Source organism: Ruania albidiflava DSM 18029, assembly GCF_000421225.1.
GTDB classification, from domain to species: Bacteria; Actinomycetota; Actinomycetes; order Actinomycetales; family Beutenbergiaceae; genus Ruania; species Ruania albidiflava.
Window position 1 is genome coordinate 13,826 of sequence record NZ_ATWL01000017.1, and the last position, 14,814, is coordinate 28,639.

Below are 14,814 nucleotides of genomic sequence, written 5' to 3' on the forward strand. Positions count from 1 at the left end.
CGGCCGTCACGGGCGGCCCTCAAGGATGTCCCGCGCAGTTGCGACCACGCGCCGCTCGTTGGGATAGGCCAGCTGGCTCGCCACCTCGGCGAGGGACACCCACGCCACATCCTCCGCCTCGTGATCCGGGTCGTTCTCGATGGTCAGCTCGCCGCCGAGAGCTTCCAGCAGGTAGTGGTGCACCACTTTGTGCACCCGCCGGTCGTGACCGGCGAACCAGTAGTCGATCGTCGCCAGGTGGAGCAGCACCTGCCCGGTGATGCCGGTCTCCTCCTCGATCTCCCGGACGGCGGCCTGCTCAGCGGTCTCCGCACCCTCCAGGTGCCCCTTCGGCAGGCACCACTCCAGGCGCCCGGCACGGTTGCGACGGGCGATGATCGCCGTGAAGGCCCGGCCTTCGTGCACGTCCACCACCAGGCCCCCGGCGGAGGTCTCGTCCACCACCGGCAGGTGTCGGGTGTCCGGGTGCCGCAGCCGCGCCATCGGCGGCCTGGGCACCCGGGGCCCGGGGGTGGGAACAGCAGCGGACATAACGACACTGTAATCAAGGGCACCGGCAGCTGAGGCATCCGCGTGGGTGTGCCGTCCGGTTGGCAGGGCATGCCGACGGCGCAGTCCCGCGAGTCCGAGCGACCCGGCACCGGCGGCGTCTGGGTGCATCGCATGGCCGACCAGTCCGGAAACGTGGCACCCTAGAACGCTGTGCCCCACACTGACTCCTCTGCCGCTCCGGTGAGCCCGACGGAGCTGCTGCGCACTGCGCTCACTGTCATCGCCGAGTACGCACCCCAGGCGATCGAGCTGGGGCAGCTGTTCGCGGACGCCGGCCACGAGCTGGCGCTGGTCGGCGGACCGGTGCGGGACGCATTCCTCGGGCGGGCCAGCGTGGACCTGGACTTCGCCACCTCCGCCCACCCGGAGCAGACCGAGGAGCTCCTGGCCACCTGGGGCGAGGCGACCTGGGACATGGGCCGGGAGTTCGGCACGATCGGCGCCCGCAAGGGAGCGGCGGTGGTGGAGGTGACCACCTATCGCACCGAGGCCTACGACCCGGACTCTCGCAAGCCGGAGGTGGTCTACGGGGACACGCTGGACGGTGACCTGTCCCGCCGGGACTTCACCGTGAACTCGATGGCGCTGCGTCTGCCCGACCTGGTGTTCGTCGACCCGTTCCACGGACTCGCTGACCTGGCGGCCGGGGTGCTGCGCACGCCAGCCACTCCTGAGCAGTCGTTCAGCGACGACCCGTTGCGGATGCTGCGCGCGGCCCGGTTTGCCGCACAGCTGCGCTTCGACGTAGACGTGGACGTGATGTCGGCGATGTCGGCGATGGCCGAGCGGATCACGATCGTCTCGGCCGAACGGGTGCAGGCTGAGCTGGTCAAGCTGATGCTCGCCCCCGAACCTCGCCGGGGCCTGGAGCTGCTGGTGCATACCCACCTGGCCGACCACGTGCTGCCGGAGCTGCCCGCCCTGCAGCTGACCATCGACGAGCACCACCGGCACAAGGACGTCTACGAGCACAGCCTGACCGTGCTGGACCAGGCGATCGACCTGGAGACCGGGCCGGACGGTCCCGTCCCCGGCCCGGACCTGGTGCTCCGCCTGGCGGCCCTGCTGCACGACATCGGCAAACCGGCCACCCGGCGGATGGAACCCGGCGGCGGGGTGAGCTTCCACCACCACGAGGTGGTCGGCGCCAAGCTGGCTGGTAAGCGGCTGAAGGCGCTCCGGTTCGACAAGGCGACCATCAACGCCGTCACCAAGCTGGTGTTCCTGCACCTGCGGTTCCACGGTTACGGTGAAGCGGCCTGGAGCGACTCGGCGGTGCGCCGCTATGTCACCGACGCCGGGGACCAGCTCCAGCGGTTGCACCGGCTCACCCGTGCGGACTGCACCACCCGGAACCGCCGCAAGGCCGCCCGGCTGTCCGCCGCCTACGACGACCTGGAAGAGCGGATCGCCGCGCTCGCGGAGCAGGAAGAGCTGGCCGCGATCCGCCCGGACCTGGACGGTAACCAGATCATGGCGATCCTCGGCATCGGACCGGGCCGGCAGGTGGGGCAGGCCTACCAGCACCTGCTGGCGCTGCGGATGGAGCGCGGCCCCCTCGGCGAGGACGAGGCTCGCCAGGAGCTGCTCACCTGGTGGGAGGCCCAGCCCCGCTGAAGCCCTGGGTCCACCCCCGCTGAAGCCGTGGGTCCACCCCCGCCACTGCTTCCGGCATCCCGCCACCGACCACGCACTCTCGTCGTGAATCGATTCAGTCGTGCTGGGGGCGCGGTGTCGTGCTCTGCGGTGTCGACAGTGCGGGCTAGGTATCGCCTCCGTGCGGGCCTCTGGGGCGACCGGATCTCTGGAGAAGCGGGGTCTCTGGAGCACCGGCCGGTACATCGGGCGGTGGTCCCTTCCGGCGTCGGCGGGTCTACCGGGGCATGGTGAGCGGCACCGTGCGTGGCCGGTCGCCCAGGCTGCGCACCACCAGGCGGTAACCGACAGCCAGCACCAGGTACACCACGGCCAGGGCGAGGAACGTGCCGCGCGAGTAGCCAGTGTCCGGGAGCACGGCCGCAGCCAGGGCAGCGGCGCCAGCGAACGCTCCGTTGTACAACGTGTCGTAGAGGGAGAACGCCCGGCCCCGGTAGGCGTCGTCGGTATCGGTCTGCACGATCGTGTCCACCGCGATCTTCGCCCCCTGCACCGCCAGCCCCATCAGCACCGCAGCGGCCGCGATCATTGCGAACACCGGCTGTGTGGCCAGCAGCACCTGGCTGCCCGCGCCCAGGCCGAGGCAGACCACCACCCAGGTGGAGGGGCTCATCCGCTCGTGCGCGAGCGGGGTGAGCACGATCGCCAGCCCGTTGCCGGCGAACGAGATGCCAGACAGCAGCCCGAACATCGCCAGCCCTGCTGCGGCGTCGGTGGGATCCACCAGCAGGTTGCGGGAGATGAGGATCAGCGCGATGAAGTTCACCCCGTAGAGGAACCGGTGCAACGCCATGATCCCCAGTGCTGCACCCGGGGTGCCGCGAGCGACGAGGTAGCGGGCGCCGGCCACCAGCTCTCGGGCGGTGGCGCGCACGTCCGCCCAGGCCTGCCGGATCCCGCGGCCGGTGGCGGCTCGCTCGTCCGGGCCCAGCTGGTCCCTGCCGAGCCGGAGCGCGAGCGCCGAGGCGCCACCGAAGAGCGCCGCTGCCACCACGAGCACCACCCCGTCACGCATCGCTCCAGCAGGTAGCACCAGACCGAGGGCGAACCCGATACCTGCACCGACCACGGCGGAGACCGCCCCGAGAGTCGGGGTGAGGGTGTTCGCGATCAGCAGCTGCTCCTTGGGCAGCACCTTCGGCAGTGCTGCGGACAGTGCTGCGAGCAGGAACCGGTTCACCCCCAGCGTGACCAGCGCCAGCACGTACACCGCCACCGAGACGCCGTCGGTGGCCATCAGCACAGCGAGCACCAGGGTGAGCAGCACCCGCACTGCGTTGCCCAGCAGCAGGACCTGTCGGCGCCGCCACCGGTCCAGCAGCGGTCCGGCGAACGGACCCACGATCGTGAACGGCAGCAGCAGCACCGCGAACGCGGCAGCCACCGCACCGGCGGTCGCCATGTTCTCCGGAGAGAAGAAGAACAAGGTGGCCAGTCCGGCCTGGAACATCCCGTCCCCGCACTGGGACACCAGACGCACCGCGAACAGCCTCCGGAAGTCGCGGTGCACGGCGACCGTACGCAGGTCCGTCCACATCCTCACGTGGCGCAGGCTATCGCGGTACGTGGTGGCGACCGCTGCGAGCAGGCCTGCCCAGCGGGATGAGCACGACGGCGGAGCGCACCGTGGCCAGGTGAGGTTCGCCGTCGTTGGTCCTGCCGTGGCCGGCCGGTCGTAGCGGTCTCGGCACGGCAAGGTTCTACGCTGTGGACCGGTCGAGCCGAGAGCGGGGCAGCGATGACAAAGACATTCTCCGACCACGGATCGCACGAGGATCCCGGCCAGATGCGCACCCTCCAGGCAACCAGCGCCCGGTTCGTCGAGCACGAGGGCCAGTTCCTCGCCTTCGCGCTCAGCTTCGTGCTGATCGGGATGTTCGGGTTCCTCCACCACCGGATCTTCCGGGCGGACACCCCGAACGACGGGCGTCGCGGTGTGGTGAACCTGGCCTGGATGGGCACATCGTGTTCCTGCCGGTGGTCACCGCGATGACCGGGCCCTCGATGCCCACCGACCGGGTGATGATCGCGCTGTACATCGGCACCCGGGCGCCGAGCAGCGGGCTGCTGCTGGTGCTCACCGGCCCGCTGCGGCGTCTGCTCGTCCGCCTCGGGCTGCGCGACCGGGAGAGCGGCGTGGGTATGGTCGAACAGTGAGACTTCCTGAGCACGGACTGTCCCCGGACGAGGTGCGCGCAGCCTGGACCGAGGCCAGCGCAGATGATGTGGACTGGCGCGGGGGCCGCTCCTGGTCGCTGGTGTACGACTCCCCGGACTGGCACCAGGACCTGGTGGACGAGGCGGCCGCGCGGTTCGCGCACGAGAACGCCCTGTCCGCCTCCGCCTTCCCCTCCACCCAGCACTTCGAGTCCGAGGTGGTCGCGATGGTCGCCTCTGTGGTCGCGCCGAACAGCCCGGCCTACGGGGTGTTCACCACCGGCGGCACCGAGTCGATCATGGTGGCGATGAAGGGGTACCGGGACACCGGTCGGGGCCGCCGCCTGGTGATGCCGGTCACCGCCCACCCTGGGTTCTGGAAGGCGGCGGACTACCTGGGCCTGGAGCTGACTCTGGTGCCGGTGGACGCCGACGGTCTGCCGGACGTGGCCGAGCTGCTCGATGCTGCCGGACCGGACACGGCAGCGATCTGCCTGTCCGCGCCCTGCTTCCCCTACGGGGTGGTGGACCCGATCGCCGAGGTCGCCGAGCAGGCTGCCGCCCGCGGGATCGGGGTGCACGTGGATGCGGCGATGGGCGGGCTGTTCCTGCCGTTCCTGGACGCCGCGGGCGCGCCGCCACCGCAGTTCGGGCTGGACGTGCCGGGAGTGACCTCGGTGTCAGTGGACCTGCACAAGTACGGTTACGGCGCCAAGGGCGCCTCCGTGCTGCTGTTCGCTGAGCCGGAGCTGCGGCACGCGAGCTATTACGTGTCCACCGGTTGGCCCGGTGGGGCGTATGCGGCCTCCGGGGTGGTCGGCACCCGGCCGGTGGGTGCCGCGGCCGCGGCCTGGACGGCGATGCGCGCCTTGGGCTGGTCCGGTTACGCGGAGCTGGTCGCGCAGGTGATGGGCACTGCGCGGGCGATCCAGGCCGGTTTGGCCGAGCATGGGTTCCAGGTGCTCGGCGATCCGCCGATGGGGGTGTTCGCCGCGGCCCACCCGGAGATCTCCGTGCCGGCGCTCGCCGGGGCGATGGGCGATCGCGGCTGGTGGATCGACACCCAGGAGCAACCCTCCAGCCTGCACTTCGTCACCTTCCCGCGGCATGCGGCAGTGCTCGAGACGCTGCTAGAGGACCTGCGCGCGGCGGTCAGTGATGCCCGCGCCAACCCGGACGGAGCCGGCGGTCTGTCCTACGGGGTGATGGTCCGCGGCGGCACCCTGGACGAGGCGGTGCTCCGGGCACACCTGGACGAGCGGTTCACGCCTTCGGAATGAACCCTGCGGCCCGCAGGGCCACCCGCACCAGACTGTCCACGGCATCCACCGACGGCAGCGAGAGCTGGGCTCCCTCGCCAGCGGCTGCCGCTGCCACGGCGGAGATCTCCGAGCACGCCACCAGCACGCCGTCGCACTGGGCCTCGGCGAGCTCGGCGACCAGCCGACGATACTCGCCGACCAGACCACGCACCGGAGTGCCGGCCTTCACCGCCGCGATCAGCTCCAGCACTGCGGGCTGCGTGCCCGCCCCGGGGCTGTGGGCCCGCACGGCCCGCTCGCCCAGCGCGCGGGCGTACATGCCGTGCTCCAGTGTGGCGGCTGTGGCCAGCACCGCCACTGTGGACATCCCGGCGCCGGCCACCTCCTCGGCAGCGGCCTGGATCATGTCCACCAGGTGCAGCTGGTCGAATCCCTCCAGCGCCTCCGGCAGGAAAGGGTGCACGGTGTTGCACGGCACGGTGAGCACCTGGGCACCGGCAGCGGTGAGCACACCCAGCCCGGCGCGCAGCACCGGCACCGGACTCGGGCCGGTGCCACGCAGCGCCGCGACCCGGTCCGGGACACCTGGGTCAGACCAGGTGACGACAGTGGGGTGGTCACGGTCCCGGGTGGCGTCGGTGAGCTCGACCAACCGGGTCTGGAAGTGGGCCGTGGCGGCAGGGCCCATACCGCCGAGCACGCCGATCACGAGCTGTGCCGCGGCAGGGTCGTCCGGCAACGCCTGCGCGCTCATGCTGCCGGTGTCTGCTCAGGCGTGCGCTGATAGCTGCGGTTCCACCCGGTGATCGCCGAGACCACGATCACCACCAGCAGCGCCCAGGCGTACGGGTTGAGGAAGGCGGCGGTGATCTCCGGTGCCTCGATGCCGAACTCCGAGGCGGTGGCCACCGTGGTGGCGAACCAGACGATCACCGCGTTGTGCCAGGGCAGCATGTAGAACATCGTGCATGCCGAGCAGTCCAGCAGGTTGGCCCGGCGTGCGGCGCTGAGGGAGTACTTCTCGCCGAGCGGTCTGCCGATGGTCGGTCCGACCAGCAGGATCGCCGGGGCGTTCGCGCCCAGCGGGATGGTGAACAGGATCGTGATCGCGATGATGGTCAGCTCGGCCGAACGAACCCCGCGGGCGGCGCTCTTCTGCAGCCGCTCCAGCACGGCCGCCATCAGGCCGCTCTCGGCGAGCACCTGGGCCAGCGCCATGATCAGCAGCACCAGCATCACCACTCCGGTGACGCCGGCGATACCGTCCTGGATCAGCCCGGTGGAGGTGTCCCGGTCCGGTGGCAGGGAGAAGATGTCGCCAGGGGCCAGCCCGCCGGTGAGCAGCCCGATCACGATGGCGCCGACGATGCCCCAGGTGAGGGAGACGATGATGTGCTGCTTGCGCAGCGCCAGCACGATCACGATGGCGAACGGGATCACCTGCAGCAGCCCGACCGGGGAGGACTCGCCGTTCAGCGGCGAGTCCTGCACAGTGCCGCCACCACCGGTGAACGCGAACACCACCGCTGCGGCTGCCGCGGCGACCAGCGCCAGCGGCAGGCGGGTGCGGACCACGTCGCCCATCTCCGCGTCCTGGGTGTAGGCGGAGGTGATCGTGGTGTCCGAGACCGGGGCCAGGTTGTCCCCGAAGGCGCCGCCGGCGATGAGGGCGAGCGCGAGCATCGTCGGGTCGGCACCGAGGAACACGCCAGCCGGGTAGAGCACCGGCACCATCGCCAGCACCGTGCCCACGCTGGTGCCGGTGCCCGCACCGAAGATGCAGGCGAGCAGGAAGGTGAGCACAGTGAACGCAGCCCCGGTGAGCCCGGTCTGCAGCCCGAGCCAGAGCAGCCCGTCCACGAGCCCGGCGGCCTTCATGATCGTGCCGAAGATGCCGGCGAAGATGAACGCGACGATCACGACGGCGCCGGTCCGGTCGGACATGCCCCGCACCACGGTCTCGGCGAAGGTCGTGCGGTTGCGGGCCAGAGCCAGGCCCACCACCAGGGCAGCGAAGCCGCCCACCCAGAACGCAGGTACGGCCGCGCGTTCGGCGAAGGACAGGAGGCACATCACGGCGATGAGCACCAGGGCGGGGATCAACGCGGTCCACCGACCGCCGTAGAGCTCGAGTCTGGGACGTGCAGCGGGATCGGCGTTCGCCGACATGGTCGCTTCCTTACATTGTCTCGGCGTGTCGAGGGGCAACGCTACCGATATGCAGCTGTGCAGCAGTGCGGTGCCTGGTGCCTGAGCGTGTCGTGGCGCAGCGTACCTGGCGGGAACTCTCTGCCGGTCGCGGTCGTTGGACAGGCGGACGGGAAGGAGCCCACTGATGAGATGCCCTGTGGATGATGCCGTGCTTGTGATGAGTGAACGATCCGGGGTGGAGATCGACTACTGTCCCACCTGTCGTGGTGTCTGGTTGGACCGTGGCGAGCTGGACAAGATCCTCGACCGGGCTGCGCAGGAGCACAGCGCACCGCCGCCCCCGCCCGGTGCACCGGCAGGCGCTGGGCCCACGGCTGCACCGCTGCCCTACGGGGGCGCCTTCGACGACGGTCCCCTCCCGCCACCGGCCCCGCAGCCCGGCTACTCACCGCAGCAGCGCTACCGGTCACACGGTGGCTTCTTCGGCTCCGCTCCCTCGGCACCGTCGCCAGAGGACTACTATCGCGGCGGCTACGGTCGGCCGCGGCGCCGACGCAGCTGGCTGGAGGACCTCTTCGACTGAGCAGTGTCCCCGGGGTCTGGGACCGGACGACCCCTCGGCCGGCTCACCGAAGCTGCTCGTCGAACTGGCCACGATCCGTAGCCAGATCGACGAGCAGTGTCGTCAGGAGGGGGTCAGCGCTCGATGTCCCCGGTGATGAACGCCTCCACCCGCGCGCGAGCGGTGGTGTCGTCGTACTGTTCCGGCGGCGACTTCATGAAATAGCTCGACGCGGCCAGTACCGGTCCGCCCACACCCCGGTCCTTGGCGATCTTCGCCGCACGCAGCGCGTCGATGATGATGCCGGCGGAGTTCGGCGAGTCCCACACTTCGAGCTTGTACTCCAGGTTCAGCGGCACCTCACCGAACGCCCGACCTTCCAGGCGTACGTACGCCCACTTCCGGTCGTCCAGCCACGCCACGTAGTCCGAGGGCCCGATGTGCACGTTCCGGTCCTCCTTCTTCCCGGCCAGCGACCCGGTGAGGTTGGAGGTGACCGACTGGGTCTTGGAGATCTTCTTCGACTCCAACCGCTCTCGCTCGAGCATGTTCTTGAAGTCCATGTTGCCGCCGATGTTGAGCTGATAGGTGCGGTCCAACGTCACACCGCGGTCCTCGAAGAGCTTGGCCAGCACCCGGTGCGTGATCGTGGCTCCGACTTGGGACTTGATGTCGTCGCCGACGATCGGCACCCCGGCCTCGGTGAACTTCGCTGCCCACTCCGGGTCGCTGGCGATGAACACCGGCAGCGCGTTGACCAGCGCCACGCCGGCGTCCAGTGCCGCCTGCGCGTAGTGCTTGGCCGCAGCCTCCGAGCCGACCGGGAGGTAGCAGATCAGCACGTCCGCCTTGGCGTCCCGCAACGCCTGGGCCACGTCGACGGCGGGGCTCGCCGATTCTTCGATCGTCTCTGCGTAGTACGAACCCAGCCCGTCCAGGGTCGGCCCGCGCTGCACGCTCACCCCGAGCGGGGGCACGTCCGCGATCGAGATCGTGTTGTTCTCGCTGGCCACGATCGCCTCGGACAGGTCGAAGCCCACCTTCTTCGCGTCCACGTCGAAGGCGGCGACGAACTCGATGTCGCGCACGTGGTAGGGGCCGAACTGCACGTGCATCAAGCCGGGCACGGTGCCGGACGGATCGGTGTCGGCGTAGAAGTGCGCGCCCTGCACCAGGGATGCGGCGCAGTTGCCGACTCCCGCGATCGCTACGCGGATGCTGGTCATGGGTTCTCCTCAGGGTTGTCTTGCAGGGGGTTGTCAGTGCGTTCGGCCACGATCAGCTCCTCCAGCCAGCCGATCTCTTTCTCGATCAGGTCCAGTCCGTGCCGCTGCAGCTCGAGCGTGTACCGGTCCCGGCGCTCCCGGTCGGCCCGCACCCGCTCGCGCATCGCGGCACGGCGTTGCAGCATGCGCGCTCGCCGGCCCTCGAGGAGCTGCAGCCGGGTCTGCGGATCGGTCTCCTGGAAGAGGGAGAAGCGGACCGCGAACGACTCGTCCTCCCAGGCACCCGGATCCACCTGAGCCAGGGAGTCCGCGAGCCGTTCCTTGCCCGCTGTGGTGAGCCGATACACGATCCGTGCCCGGCGGCCGGCAAGGGCGTGTGGTGGGGCAGCAGTGTCCGCCTGCTCGATCCATCCGCCGGCCACGAGTGCTTTCAGGCACGGGTACAGCGAGCCGTAGGATAGCGTGCGGATGGTGCCGAGGGTGACGTTCAGGTGCTTGCGCAGCTCGTAGCCGTGCATCGGCGCCTCTTGCAGCTGGCCCAGGATCGCCAGCTCGAGTACTTCGCCGCGCGTGGACACTCGTCACCTCCGATGTATCGCATTGATACAGGAAAACGAACAATCTGGTCAAATGTCAGGTGCTGAGTGTCTGCTGCTGGGTGGTTGTGGTACTGCTCACCTGCGCGTGGCGGATTCTGTGCGAACTCGGTGAAGAGCGGCCTGGCCGCGCAGATTCTCAGGCTTCCCGCGCATACTGTGGGGCGACGGGTCTGGGGGCCGGGCGCCGACCAGCAACAGGAGAGGGCCACAGTGGCAGAAGGACGCGGATCGGGATCCGGCGGGTCAGGTGAGCGCAAGCCGACCCGTCGCAGCGTGCACGACCGCTCCCAGCAGGGCTCCACCGGGGCGGTGCCGCCCAGGTCCGGGGCTTCGGGGTCCGCGGGGTCTGCCCGACCAGTGTGGAAGCGCACGTCCAGTGCAGCCGGTGACGGCGCAGCCTCTGGGGCAGCAGCCGGCACCCGGGGAGGGTCCCGGTCGTCGCGGCGTGCTTCCTCCGGGTCTGCGGCTGCCGGTTCTCGGAAGAAGGGCTACAAGGGCGGCCCGTACCAGGAGCCGAACCGGTTCTGGAACTACCCGCGCCCGAACAAGGGCCCGATCCACCGCTGGTTGCCGAGCTGGCGGTTCGTGGTCGGCTCGATCCTCACCTGCGGCGTGCTCGGGGTGGTGCTGTTCTTCGTCGCCTACCTGATGATCGACGTACCGGAGCCGGACGACTTCGCCCTGGCCCAAGGGTCCACGGTGTACTACGCCGACGGTGAGACGCCGATGGGGACCTTCGCGGACGTGGACCGGGAGATCATCGATCCCGGCACGCTCCCGGACCACGTCGGTCAGGCGATCGTGGCCAGCGAGGACCGCCGGTTCTACTCCAACGTGGGCGTGGACCCGGTCGGCATCCTGCGTGCGCTGTGGAACAACCTGCGCGGGAACGACACGCAGGGCGGGTCCACCCTCACCATGCAGTACGTCGAGCGGTACTACACCGGCCAGACCGACGGCTACGCGGACAAGTTCCGCGAGGCGATCCTGGCGATCAAGATCGACCAGCAGCAGAGCAAGTCCGAGATCCTCGGCAACTACATGAACACGATCTACTTCGGTCGCGGTGCCTACGGGATCGAGCGGGCGTCCCAGGAGTTCTTCGGCCACCCCGCTTCGGAGCTCACCCTCTCGGAGTCCGCGCTGATCGCCGGCATCATCCCCTCGCCCGGCAACTGGGATCCGGCCACCAACCCGGACCAGGCGCAGGCCCGGTGGCAGCGCACCCTCGACTACATGGTCGCCAACGGGAACATCACCCAGTCCGAGGCCGACGAGCAGGAGTTCCCAGACGTGGTCGACCCGGGAGGCTCGGACGTCTACGCGGGGCCGAACGGGTACCTGCTGGTGATGATCCGAGACGAGCTGCTCGCGCACGGGTTCACCGAGGACGACATCGACGGCGGCGGCCTGTCGATCACCTCGACGATCGACGCCGACCTGCAGGAGCAGGCGGTGCAGGCAGCCGAGGACCTGCCGGAGGACACCCCGGACAACGTGCGGGTGGCGCTCACCTCGATCGACAACGACACCGGCGGCGTCCTTGCTCTCTATGGCGGGCACGACTACCTGGAGCGGCAGCGGAACAACGCCACCCAGGACGTGGCGCAGGGAGGGTCCACGTTCAAGGTGTTCGCACTGATCGCCGCGCTGGAGAACGAGGCCACCCTCGACGACCGGTTCGCCAGCTACTCACCGATGACGATCGACGGCTACACCGTGCCGAACTTCGACACCATCAACCGGGGCTACATCGACCTGATCACTGCGACCAAGTACTCGGTGAACACGGTGTACGTGCAGCTCAACGACCGGACCGGTCCGGAGAAGCTGGTGGACGTGGCCGAGCGGCTCGGCCTCCCAGAAGACACGAACGGTCTGGATCCGTACCTGTCGAACGTGCTCGGCACTGCCTCCCCGCACCCTGCGGACATGGCGGAGGCCTACTCCACGATCGCCTCCGGTGGCGTGCACCACGACCGGTTCATCGTCAGCAGCGTCACCAACCCCGAGGACGAGACCCTCTACACCGGGGGTGACGACGGTACGCGAGAGGTGGAGGAGGACGTGATCGCCGACGCCACCTACGCGATGCAGCAGGTGGTCCAGGGCGGGACCGGGCACACCGCCGCGGAGATCGGCCGTCCGGCAGCGGGTAAGACCGGCAGCTCGAACGACTACAAGTCGGCCTGGTTCGTCGGCTTCGTCCCGCAGATCACCACCTCGGTGGCGATGTACCAGGTGGGTGAGGACGGCGAGGAGATCTCGATGACCGAAGGGTGGGGCGGTGTCGCTCCGATCTCGGGCGGCAGCTACCCCACCGACATCTGGACCCAGTACATGACTGCAGCGGTGGCGGACCTGCCGGTGGAGGAGTTCCCGGACCGCACCGAACCGGAGCAGGTCTACGTGCCGCCGGTGGACCCGCAACCGACCCAGGAGCCGTCGGAGGAGCCGTCCGAGGAGCCCTCTGAGGAGGAGTCGGAGTCCCCGAGCGAAGAACCGTCCGAGGAGCCCAGCGAGGAGCCCACCGAGGAGCCGAGCGAGGATCCGACCACGCAGGAGCCCACGGAGGACCCCACCGAGGAAGAGTCCGAGTCGCCGCCCGCACCCGAACCCACGGACACGCCGCCGCCTCCCACCGACGATTCGTCCGACGGTGACAGTGGCGGTCAAGGTGATGGGGACAGCGGGAGCGGTGGTCAGGCAGGTGGCGGACCGGGCAGCGGGGACGGCGCTGGCCAGTCGGGAGCTGCCGGGCGCCTGGAGGACTCGCTCGCTGACCTGCTGACCCCTGGCGGCTGAGGGCCCGCGACCGTCGTCCACATCACGTCCGCCGACCACCGGCGGTTCCGGTAGACTGGCCCGGTATCTCGTCTGCGCCGACCCCGGTGAGTGCCGTGGCCGGCGCAGCTGTGAGAGCACGCATCACCCTCCTGTCACGGAAGGACCGTGACCGCTGAGACCAGAGGAGGTGGGTTCCCGTATGCGTCATTACGAACTGATGGTCATTCTCGACCCGGAGCTCGACGAGCGGACCGTCCCGGCCGCGCTCGAGAAGTTCCTGAACGTCATCACCTCAGGTGGTGGGACGGTCGACAAGACGGACGTGTGGGGTAGGCGCCGGCTGGCCTTCGACATCGCGAAGAAGTCGGAAGGTATCTACGCCGTCGTGAACATGCACGCTACGCCCGAGCTCGCCAAGGAGCTCGACCGCCAGCTCGGCCTCAACGAGTCCGTCCTGCGCACCAAGCTGATCCGACCCGACGCGCACTGAGCGCGACTTCGTTAGGAGCGTCATGGCAGGCGACACCGTCATCACCGTGATCGGAAACCTCACGGCTGACCCGGAGCTGCGGTTCACCCCCTCGGGTGCGGCCGTAGCCAACTTCACCATCGCGTCCACCCCGCGGCAGTTCGACCGCCAGACGGGAGAGTGGAAGGACGGCGAGACTCTCTTCATGCGTTGCTCCATCTGGCGTGAGGCTGCGGAGAACGTCGCGGAGTCCCTCACCAAGGGCATGCGGGTGATCGCCCAAGGTCGTCTGGTCCAGCGTTCCTTCGAGACCCGCGAGGGCGAGAAGCGCAACGTCGTCGAGCTGCAGGTCGACGAGCTCGGCCCGTCCATGCGTTACGCCACGGCGAAGGTCACCCGCTCCCAGCGTGGGGGCGGCGGTGGCTTCTCCGGTGGCGGTGGAGGAGGCGGCTTCGGCGGCGGCAGCCAGGGCGGCGGCTACGGCGGCGGCAACCAGGGCGGCGGCTACTCGGGCGGCGGTGGCACCGCCGGCCCGGCCGACGACCCGTGGGCAACGGGTGGCTCCAGCTTCGGCGACGAGCCCCCTTTCTAGATCATCACCTGATCGCACCCGGTCTGGGTGCGTGCATCGAAGGAGTACCACTATGGCGAAGCGAGACTCTCGCAAGCCGGTCATCAAGAAGAAGGCCAATCCCCTCAAGACCACCAAGCTCGAGGGCCCCATCGACTACAAGGACACTGCGCTGCTGCGCAAGTTCATCTCCGACCGCGGCAAGATCCGCGCTCGCCGGGTGACCGGTGTGTCCACCCGCGAGCAGCGGCAGATCGCGAAGGCCGTGAAGAACGCCCGCGAGATGGCTCTGCTGCCCTACTCGAGCTCGGCTCGCTGAGGCAAGGAGGAACAGCCATGGCGACCAAGCTCATTCTCACCCACGAGGTCACTGGCCTCGGCACCGCTGGGGACGTCGTCGAGGTCAAGGACGGCTACGCCCGCAACTACCTGCTGCCGCGCAACCTGGCCACCCCGTGGACCAAGGGCGGGCAGAAGCAGATCGACCAGATCACCGCGGCGCGCCGCAAGCACGCCATCGCCACCATCGAGGACGCGCACGCCGTGCGTGACTCGCTGCAGGCGAAGCCGGTCGTGGTGCAGGTCCGGGCCGGTGCGAACGGCCGCCTGTTCGGCGCGGTGACCACCAAGGACATCGCCGAGGCGATCGCCGCCGGTGGCCAGACCGTGGACCGCCGCAAGATCGAGGTCGGCCAGCCGATCAAGTCCCTCGGCGACCACCAGGTGCAGATCCGTCTGCACGAGGACGTCTCCGCAACTGTGGACGTGCAGGTCGTGGCCGAGGCCTGAGCCCCCGCAGCGTCTGAAGGGTCCCGGTGCGGA

General features: G+C 69.5%; 16 protein-coding genes. 10 read left to right on the plus strand and 6 right to left on the minus strand.

All coding sequences use genetic code 11. The annotated features are described in order from the left end of the window. Positions 1 to 6 precede the first annotated feature (6 nt). Positions 7 to 531, minus strand: coding sequence for an NUDIX hydrolase (locus K338_RS0115825; protein WP_211218249.1), 525 nt, complete (start codon positions 529 to 531; stop codon positions 7 to 9). 171 nt (positions 532 to 702) lie between these two features. Here K338_RS0115825 and K338_RS0115830 point away from each other — a divergent pair, with 171 nt between their 5' ends. Continuing rightward, the gene (locus tag K338_RS0115830; RefSeq protein WP_022919141.1) at positions 703 to 2,169 is read left to right on the plus strand and encodes a CCA tRNA nucleotidyltransferase; all 1,467 of its coding nucleotides are present in this window, start codon (positions 703 to 705) and stop codon (positions 2,167 to 2,169) included. Between the two features lie 256 nt (positions 2,170 to 2,425). On the opposite strand, the gene K338_RS0115835 is transcribed toward K338_RS0115830, so the two are convergent. Then, the gene (locus K338_RS0115835; protein WP_022919142.1) at positions 2,426 to 3,745 is read right to left on the minus strand and encodes an MFS transporter; all 1,320 of its coding nucleotides are present in this window, start codon (positions 3,743 to 3,745) and stop codon (positions 2,426 to 2,428) included. A 201-nt stretch (positions 3,746 to 3,946) separates the two neighbouring features. Between K338_RS0115835 and K338_RS0115840 the strand changes: the two genes are divergently transcribed. Genes K338_RS0115840 through K338_RS23300 form a run of 3 tightly spaced genes read left to right on the plus strand, consistent with a single transcriptional unit; the run spans position 3,947 to position 5,645 of the window. Continuing rightward, positions 3,947 to 4,201, plus strand: coding sequence for a TMEM175 family protein (locus K338_RS0115840; protein WP_157612544.1), 255 nt, complete (start codon positions 3,947 to 3,949; stop codon positions 4,199 to 4,201). Beyond that, complete coding sequence (locus K338_RS0115845) at positions 4,198 to 4,365, plus strand: hypothetical protein (protein ID WP_157612546.1); 168 nt, start codon at positions 4,198 to 4,200, stop codon at positions 4,363 to 4,365. Before K338_RS0115840 ends, K338_RS0115845 begins: the two co-directional genes overlap by 4 nt. Then, positions 4,362 to 5,645: a pyridoxal phosphate-dependent decarboxylase family protein gene (locus K338_RS23300; protein ID WP_022919145.1), complete on the plus strand. Its 1,284-nt coding sequence runs from the start codon at positions 4,362 to 4,364 to the stop codon at positions 5,643 to 5,645. The genes K338_RS0115845 and K338_RS23300 overlap by 4 nt, the downstream gene beginning before the upstream one ends. Here the strand turns inward: K338_RS23300 and cuyB are convergent. Then, entirely contained in the window at positions 5,629 to 6,381 is a 753-nt protein-coding gene (cuyB, locus tag K338_RS0115855) for a cysteate racemase (RefSeq protein WP_022919146.1), read from the minus strand. The genes K338_RS23300 and cuyB overlap by 17 nt on opposite strands. Further along, positions 6,378 to 7,796, minus strand: coding sequence for a Na+/H+ antiporter NhaC family protein (locus tag K338_RS0115860; RefSeq protein ID WP_022919147.1), 1,419 nt, complete (start codon positions 7,794 to 7,796; stop codon positions 6,378 to 6,380). Before K338_RS0115860 ends, cuyB begins: the two co-directional genes overlap by 4 nt. A 166-nt stretch (positions 7,797 to 7,962) precedes the next feature. Here K338_RS0115860 and K338_RS0115865 point away from each other — a divergent pair, with 166 nt between their 5' ends. Then, positions 7,963 to 8,361, plus strand: a complete 399-nt coding sequence (locus K338_RS0115865) for a TFIIB-type zinc ribbon-containing protein (protein ID WP_022919148.1) — start codon at positions 7,963 to 7,965, stop codon at positions 8,359 to 8,361. A gap of 113 nt (positions 8,362 to 8,474) precedes the next feature. Here the strand turns inward: K338_RS0115865 and K338_RS0115870 are convergent, their stop codons facing one another. Both K338_RS0115870 and K338_RS23305 read right to left on the minus strand, forming a co-directional pair. Next, positions 8,475 to 9,566, minus strand: coding sequence for an inositol-3-phosphate synthase (locus K338_RS0115870; RefSeq protein ID WP_022919149.1), 1,092 nt, complete (start codon positions 9,564 to 9,566; stop codon positions 8,475 to 8,477). Continuing rightward, the gene (locus tag K338_RS23305) at positions 9,563 to 10,144 is read right to left on the minus strand and encodes a PadR family transcriptional regulator (RefSeq protein ID WP_022919150.1); all 582 of its coding nucleotides are present in this window, start codon (positions 10,142 to 10,144) and stop codon (positions 9,563 to 9,565) included. Before K338_RS23305 ends, K338_RS0115870 begins: the two co-directional genes overlap by 4 nt. Positions 10,145 to 10,522: 378 nt before the next feature. Here K338_RS23305 and K338_RS23310 point away from each other — a divergent pair, with 378 nt between their 5' ends. The 5 genes from K338_RS23310 (at position 10,523) to rplI (ending at position 14,781) form a co-directional block, all read left to right on the plus strand. Beyond that, a complete protein-coding gene (locus tag K338_RS23310) occupies positions 10,523 to 12,970 on the plus strand; it encodes a transglycosylase domain-containing protein (protein WP_051154909.1) in 2,448 nt (815 codons plus the stop codon). A gap of 181 nt (positions 12,971 to 13,151) precedes the next feature. Continuing rightward, positions 13,152 to 13,442, plus strand: coding sequence for a 30S ribosomal protein S6 (gene rpsF / locus K338_RS0115885; protein WP_022919152.1), 291 nt, complete (start codon positions 13,152 to 13,154; stop codon positions 13,440 to 13,442). A 22-nt stretch (positions 13,443 to 13,464) separates the two neighbouring features. Then, positions 13,465 to 14,013, plus strand: a complete 549-nt coding sequence (locus tag K338_RS0115890; protein ID WP_022919153.1) for a single-stranded DNA-binding protein — start codon at positions 13,465 to 13,467, stop codon at positions 14,011 to 14,013. Positions 14,014 to 14,065: 52 nt separating this feature from the next. After that, positions 14,066 to 14,311, plus strand: a complete 246-nt coding sequence (gene rpsR / locus K338_RS0115895) for a 30S ribosomal protein S18 (RefSeq protein WP_022919154.1) — start codon at positions 14,066 to 14,068, stop codon at positions 14,309 to 14,311. A gap of 17 nt (positions 14,312 to 14,328) precedes the next feature. Further along, the gene (gene rplI / locus K338_RS0115900; protein ID WP_022919155.1) at positions 14,329 to 14,781 is read left to right on the plus strand and encodes a 50S ribosomal protein L9; all 453 of its coding nucleotides are present in this window, start codon (positions 14,329 to 14,331) and stop codon (positions 14,779 to 14,781) included. Positions 14,782 to 14,814 lie beyond the last annotated feature (33 nt).

Bases quoted from the DNA above. Each gene is read 5' to 3' on its own strand.
- K338_RS0115890 (WP_022919153.1), top strand. From the start codon at position 13,465: ATGGCAGGCGACACCGTCATCACCGTGATCGGAAACCTCACGGCTGAC.
- K338_RS0115840 (WP_157612544.1), top strand. From the start codon at position 3,947: ATGACAAAGACATTCTCCGACCACGGATCGCACGAGGATCCCGGCCAG.
- K338_RS0115860 (WP_022919147.1), bottom strand. From the start codon at position 7,796: ATGTCGGCGAACGCCGATCCCGCTGCACGTCCCAGACTCGAGCTCTAC.
- K338_RS0115835 (WP_022919142.1), bottom strand. From the start codon at position 3,745: ATGTGGACGGACCTGCGTACGGTCGCCGTGCACCGCGACTTCCGGAGG.
- rpsF (WP_022919152.1), top strand. From the start codon at position 13,152: ATGCGTCATTACGAACTGATGGTCATTCTCGACCCGGAGCTCGACGAG.
- rplI (WP_022919155.1), top strand. From the start codon at position 14,329: ATGGCGACCAAGCTCATTCTCACCCACGAGGTCACTGGCCTCGGCACC.
- rpsR (WP_022919154.1), top strand. From the start codon at position 14,066: ATGGCGAAGCGAGACTCTCGCAAGCCGGTCATCAAGAAGAAGGCCAAT.
- K338_RS0115825 (WP_211218249.1), bottom strand. From the start codon at position 531: ATGTCCGCTGCTGTTCCCACCCCCGGGCCCCGGGTGCCCAGGCCGCCG.
- K338_RS0115845 (WP_157612546.1), top strand. From the start codon at position 4,198: ATGACCGGGCCCTCGATGCCCACCGACCGGGTGATGATCGCGCTGTAC.
- cuyB (WP_022919146.1), bottom strand. From the start codon at position 6,381: ATGAGCGCGCAGGCGTTGCCGGACGACCCTGCCGCGGCACAGCTCGTG.
- K338_RS0115865 (WP_022919148.1), top strand. From the start codon at position 7,963: ATGAGATGCCCTGTGGATGATGCCGTGCTTGTGATGAGTGAACGATCC.
- K338_RS0115870 (WP_022919149.1), bottom strand. From the start codon at position 9,566: ATGACCAGCATCCGCGTAGCGATCGCGGGAGTCGGCAACTGCGCCGCA.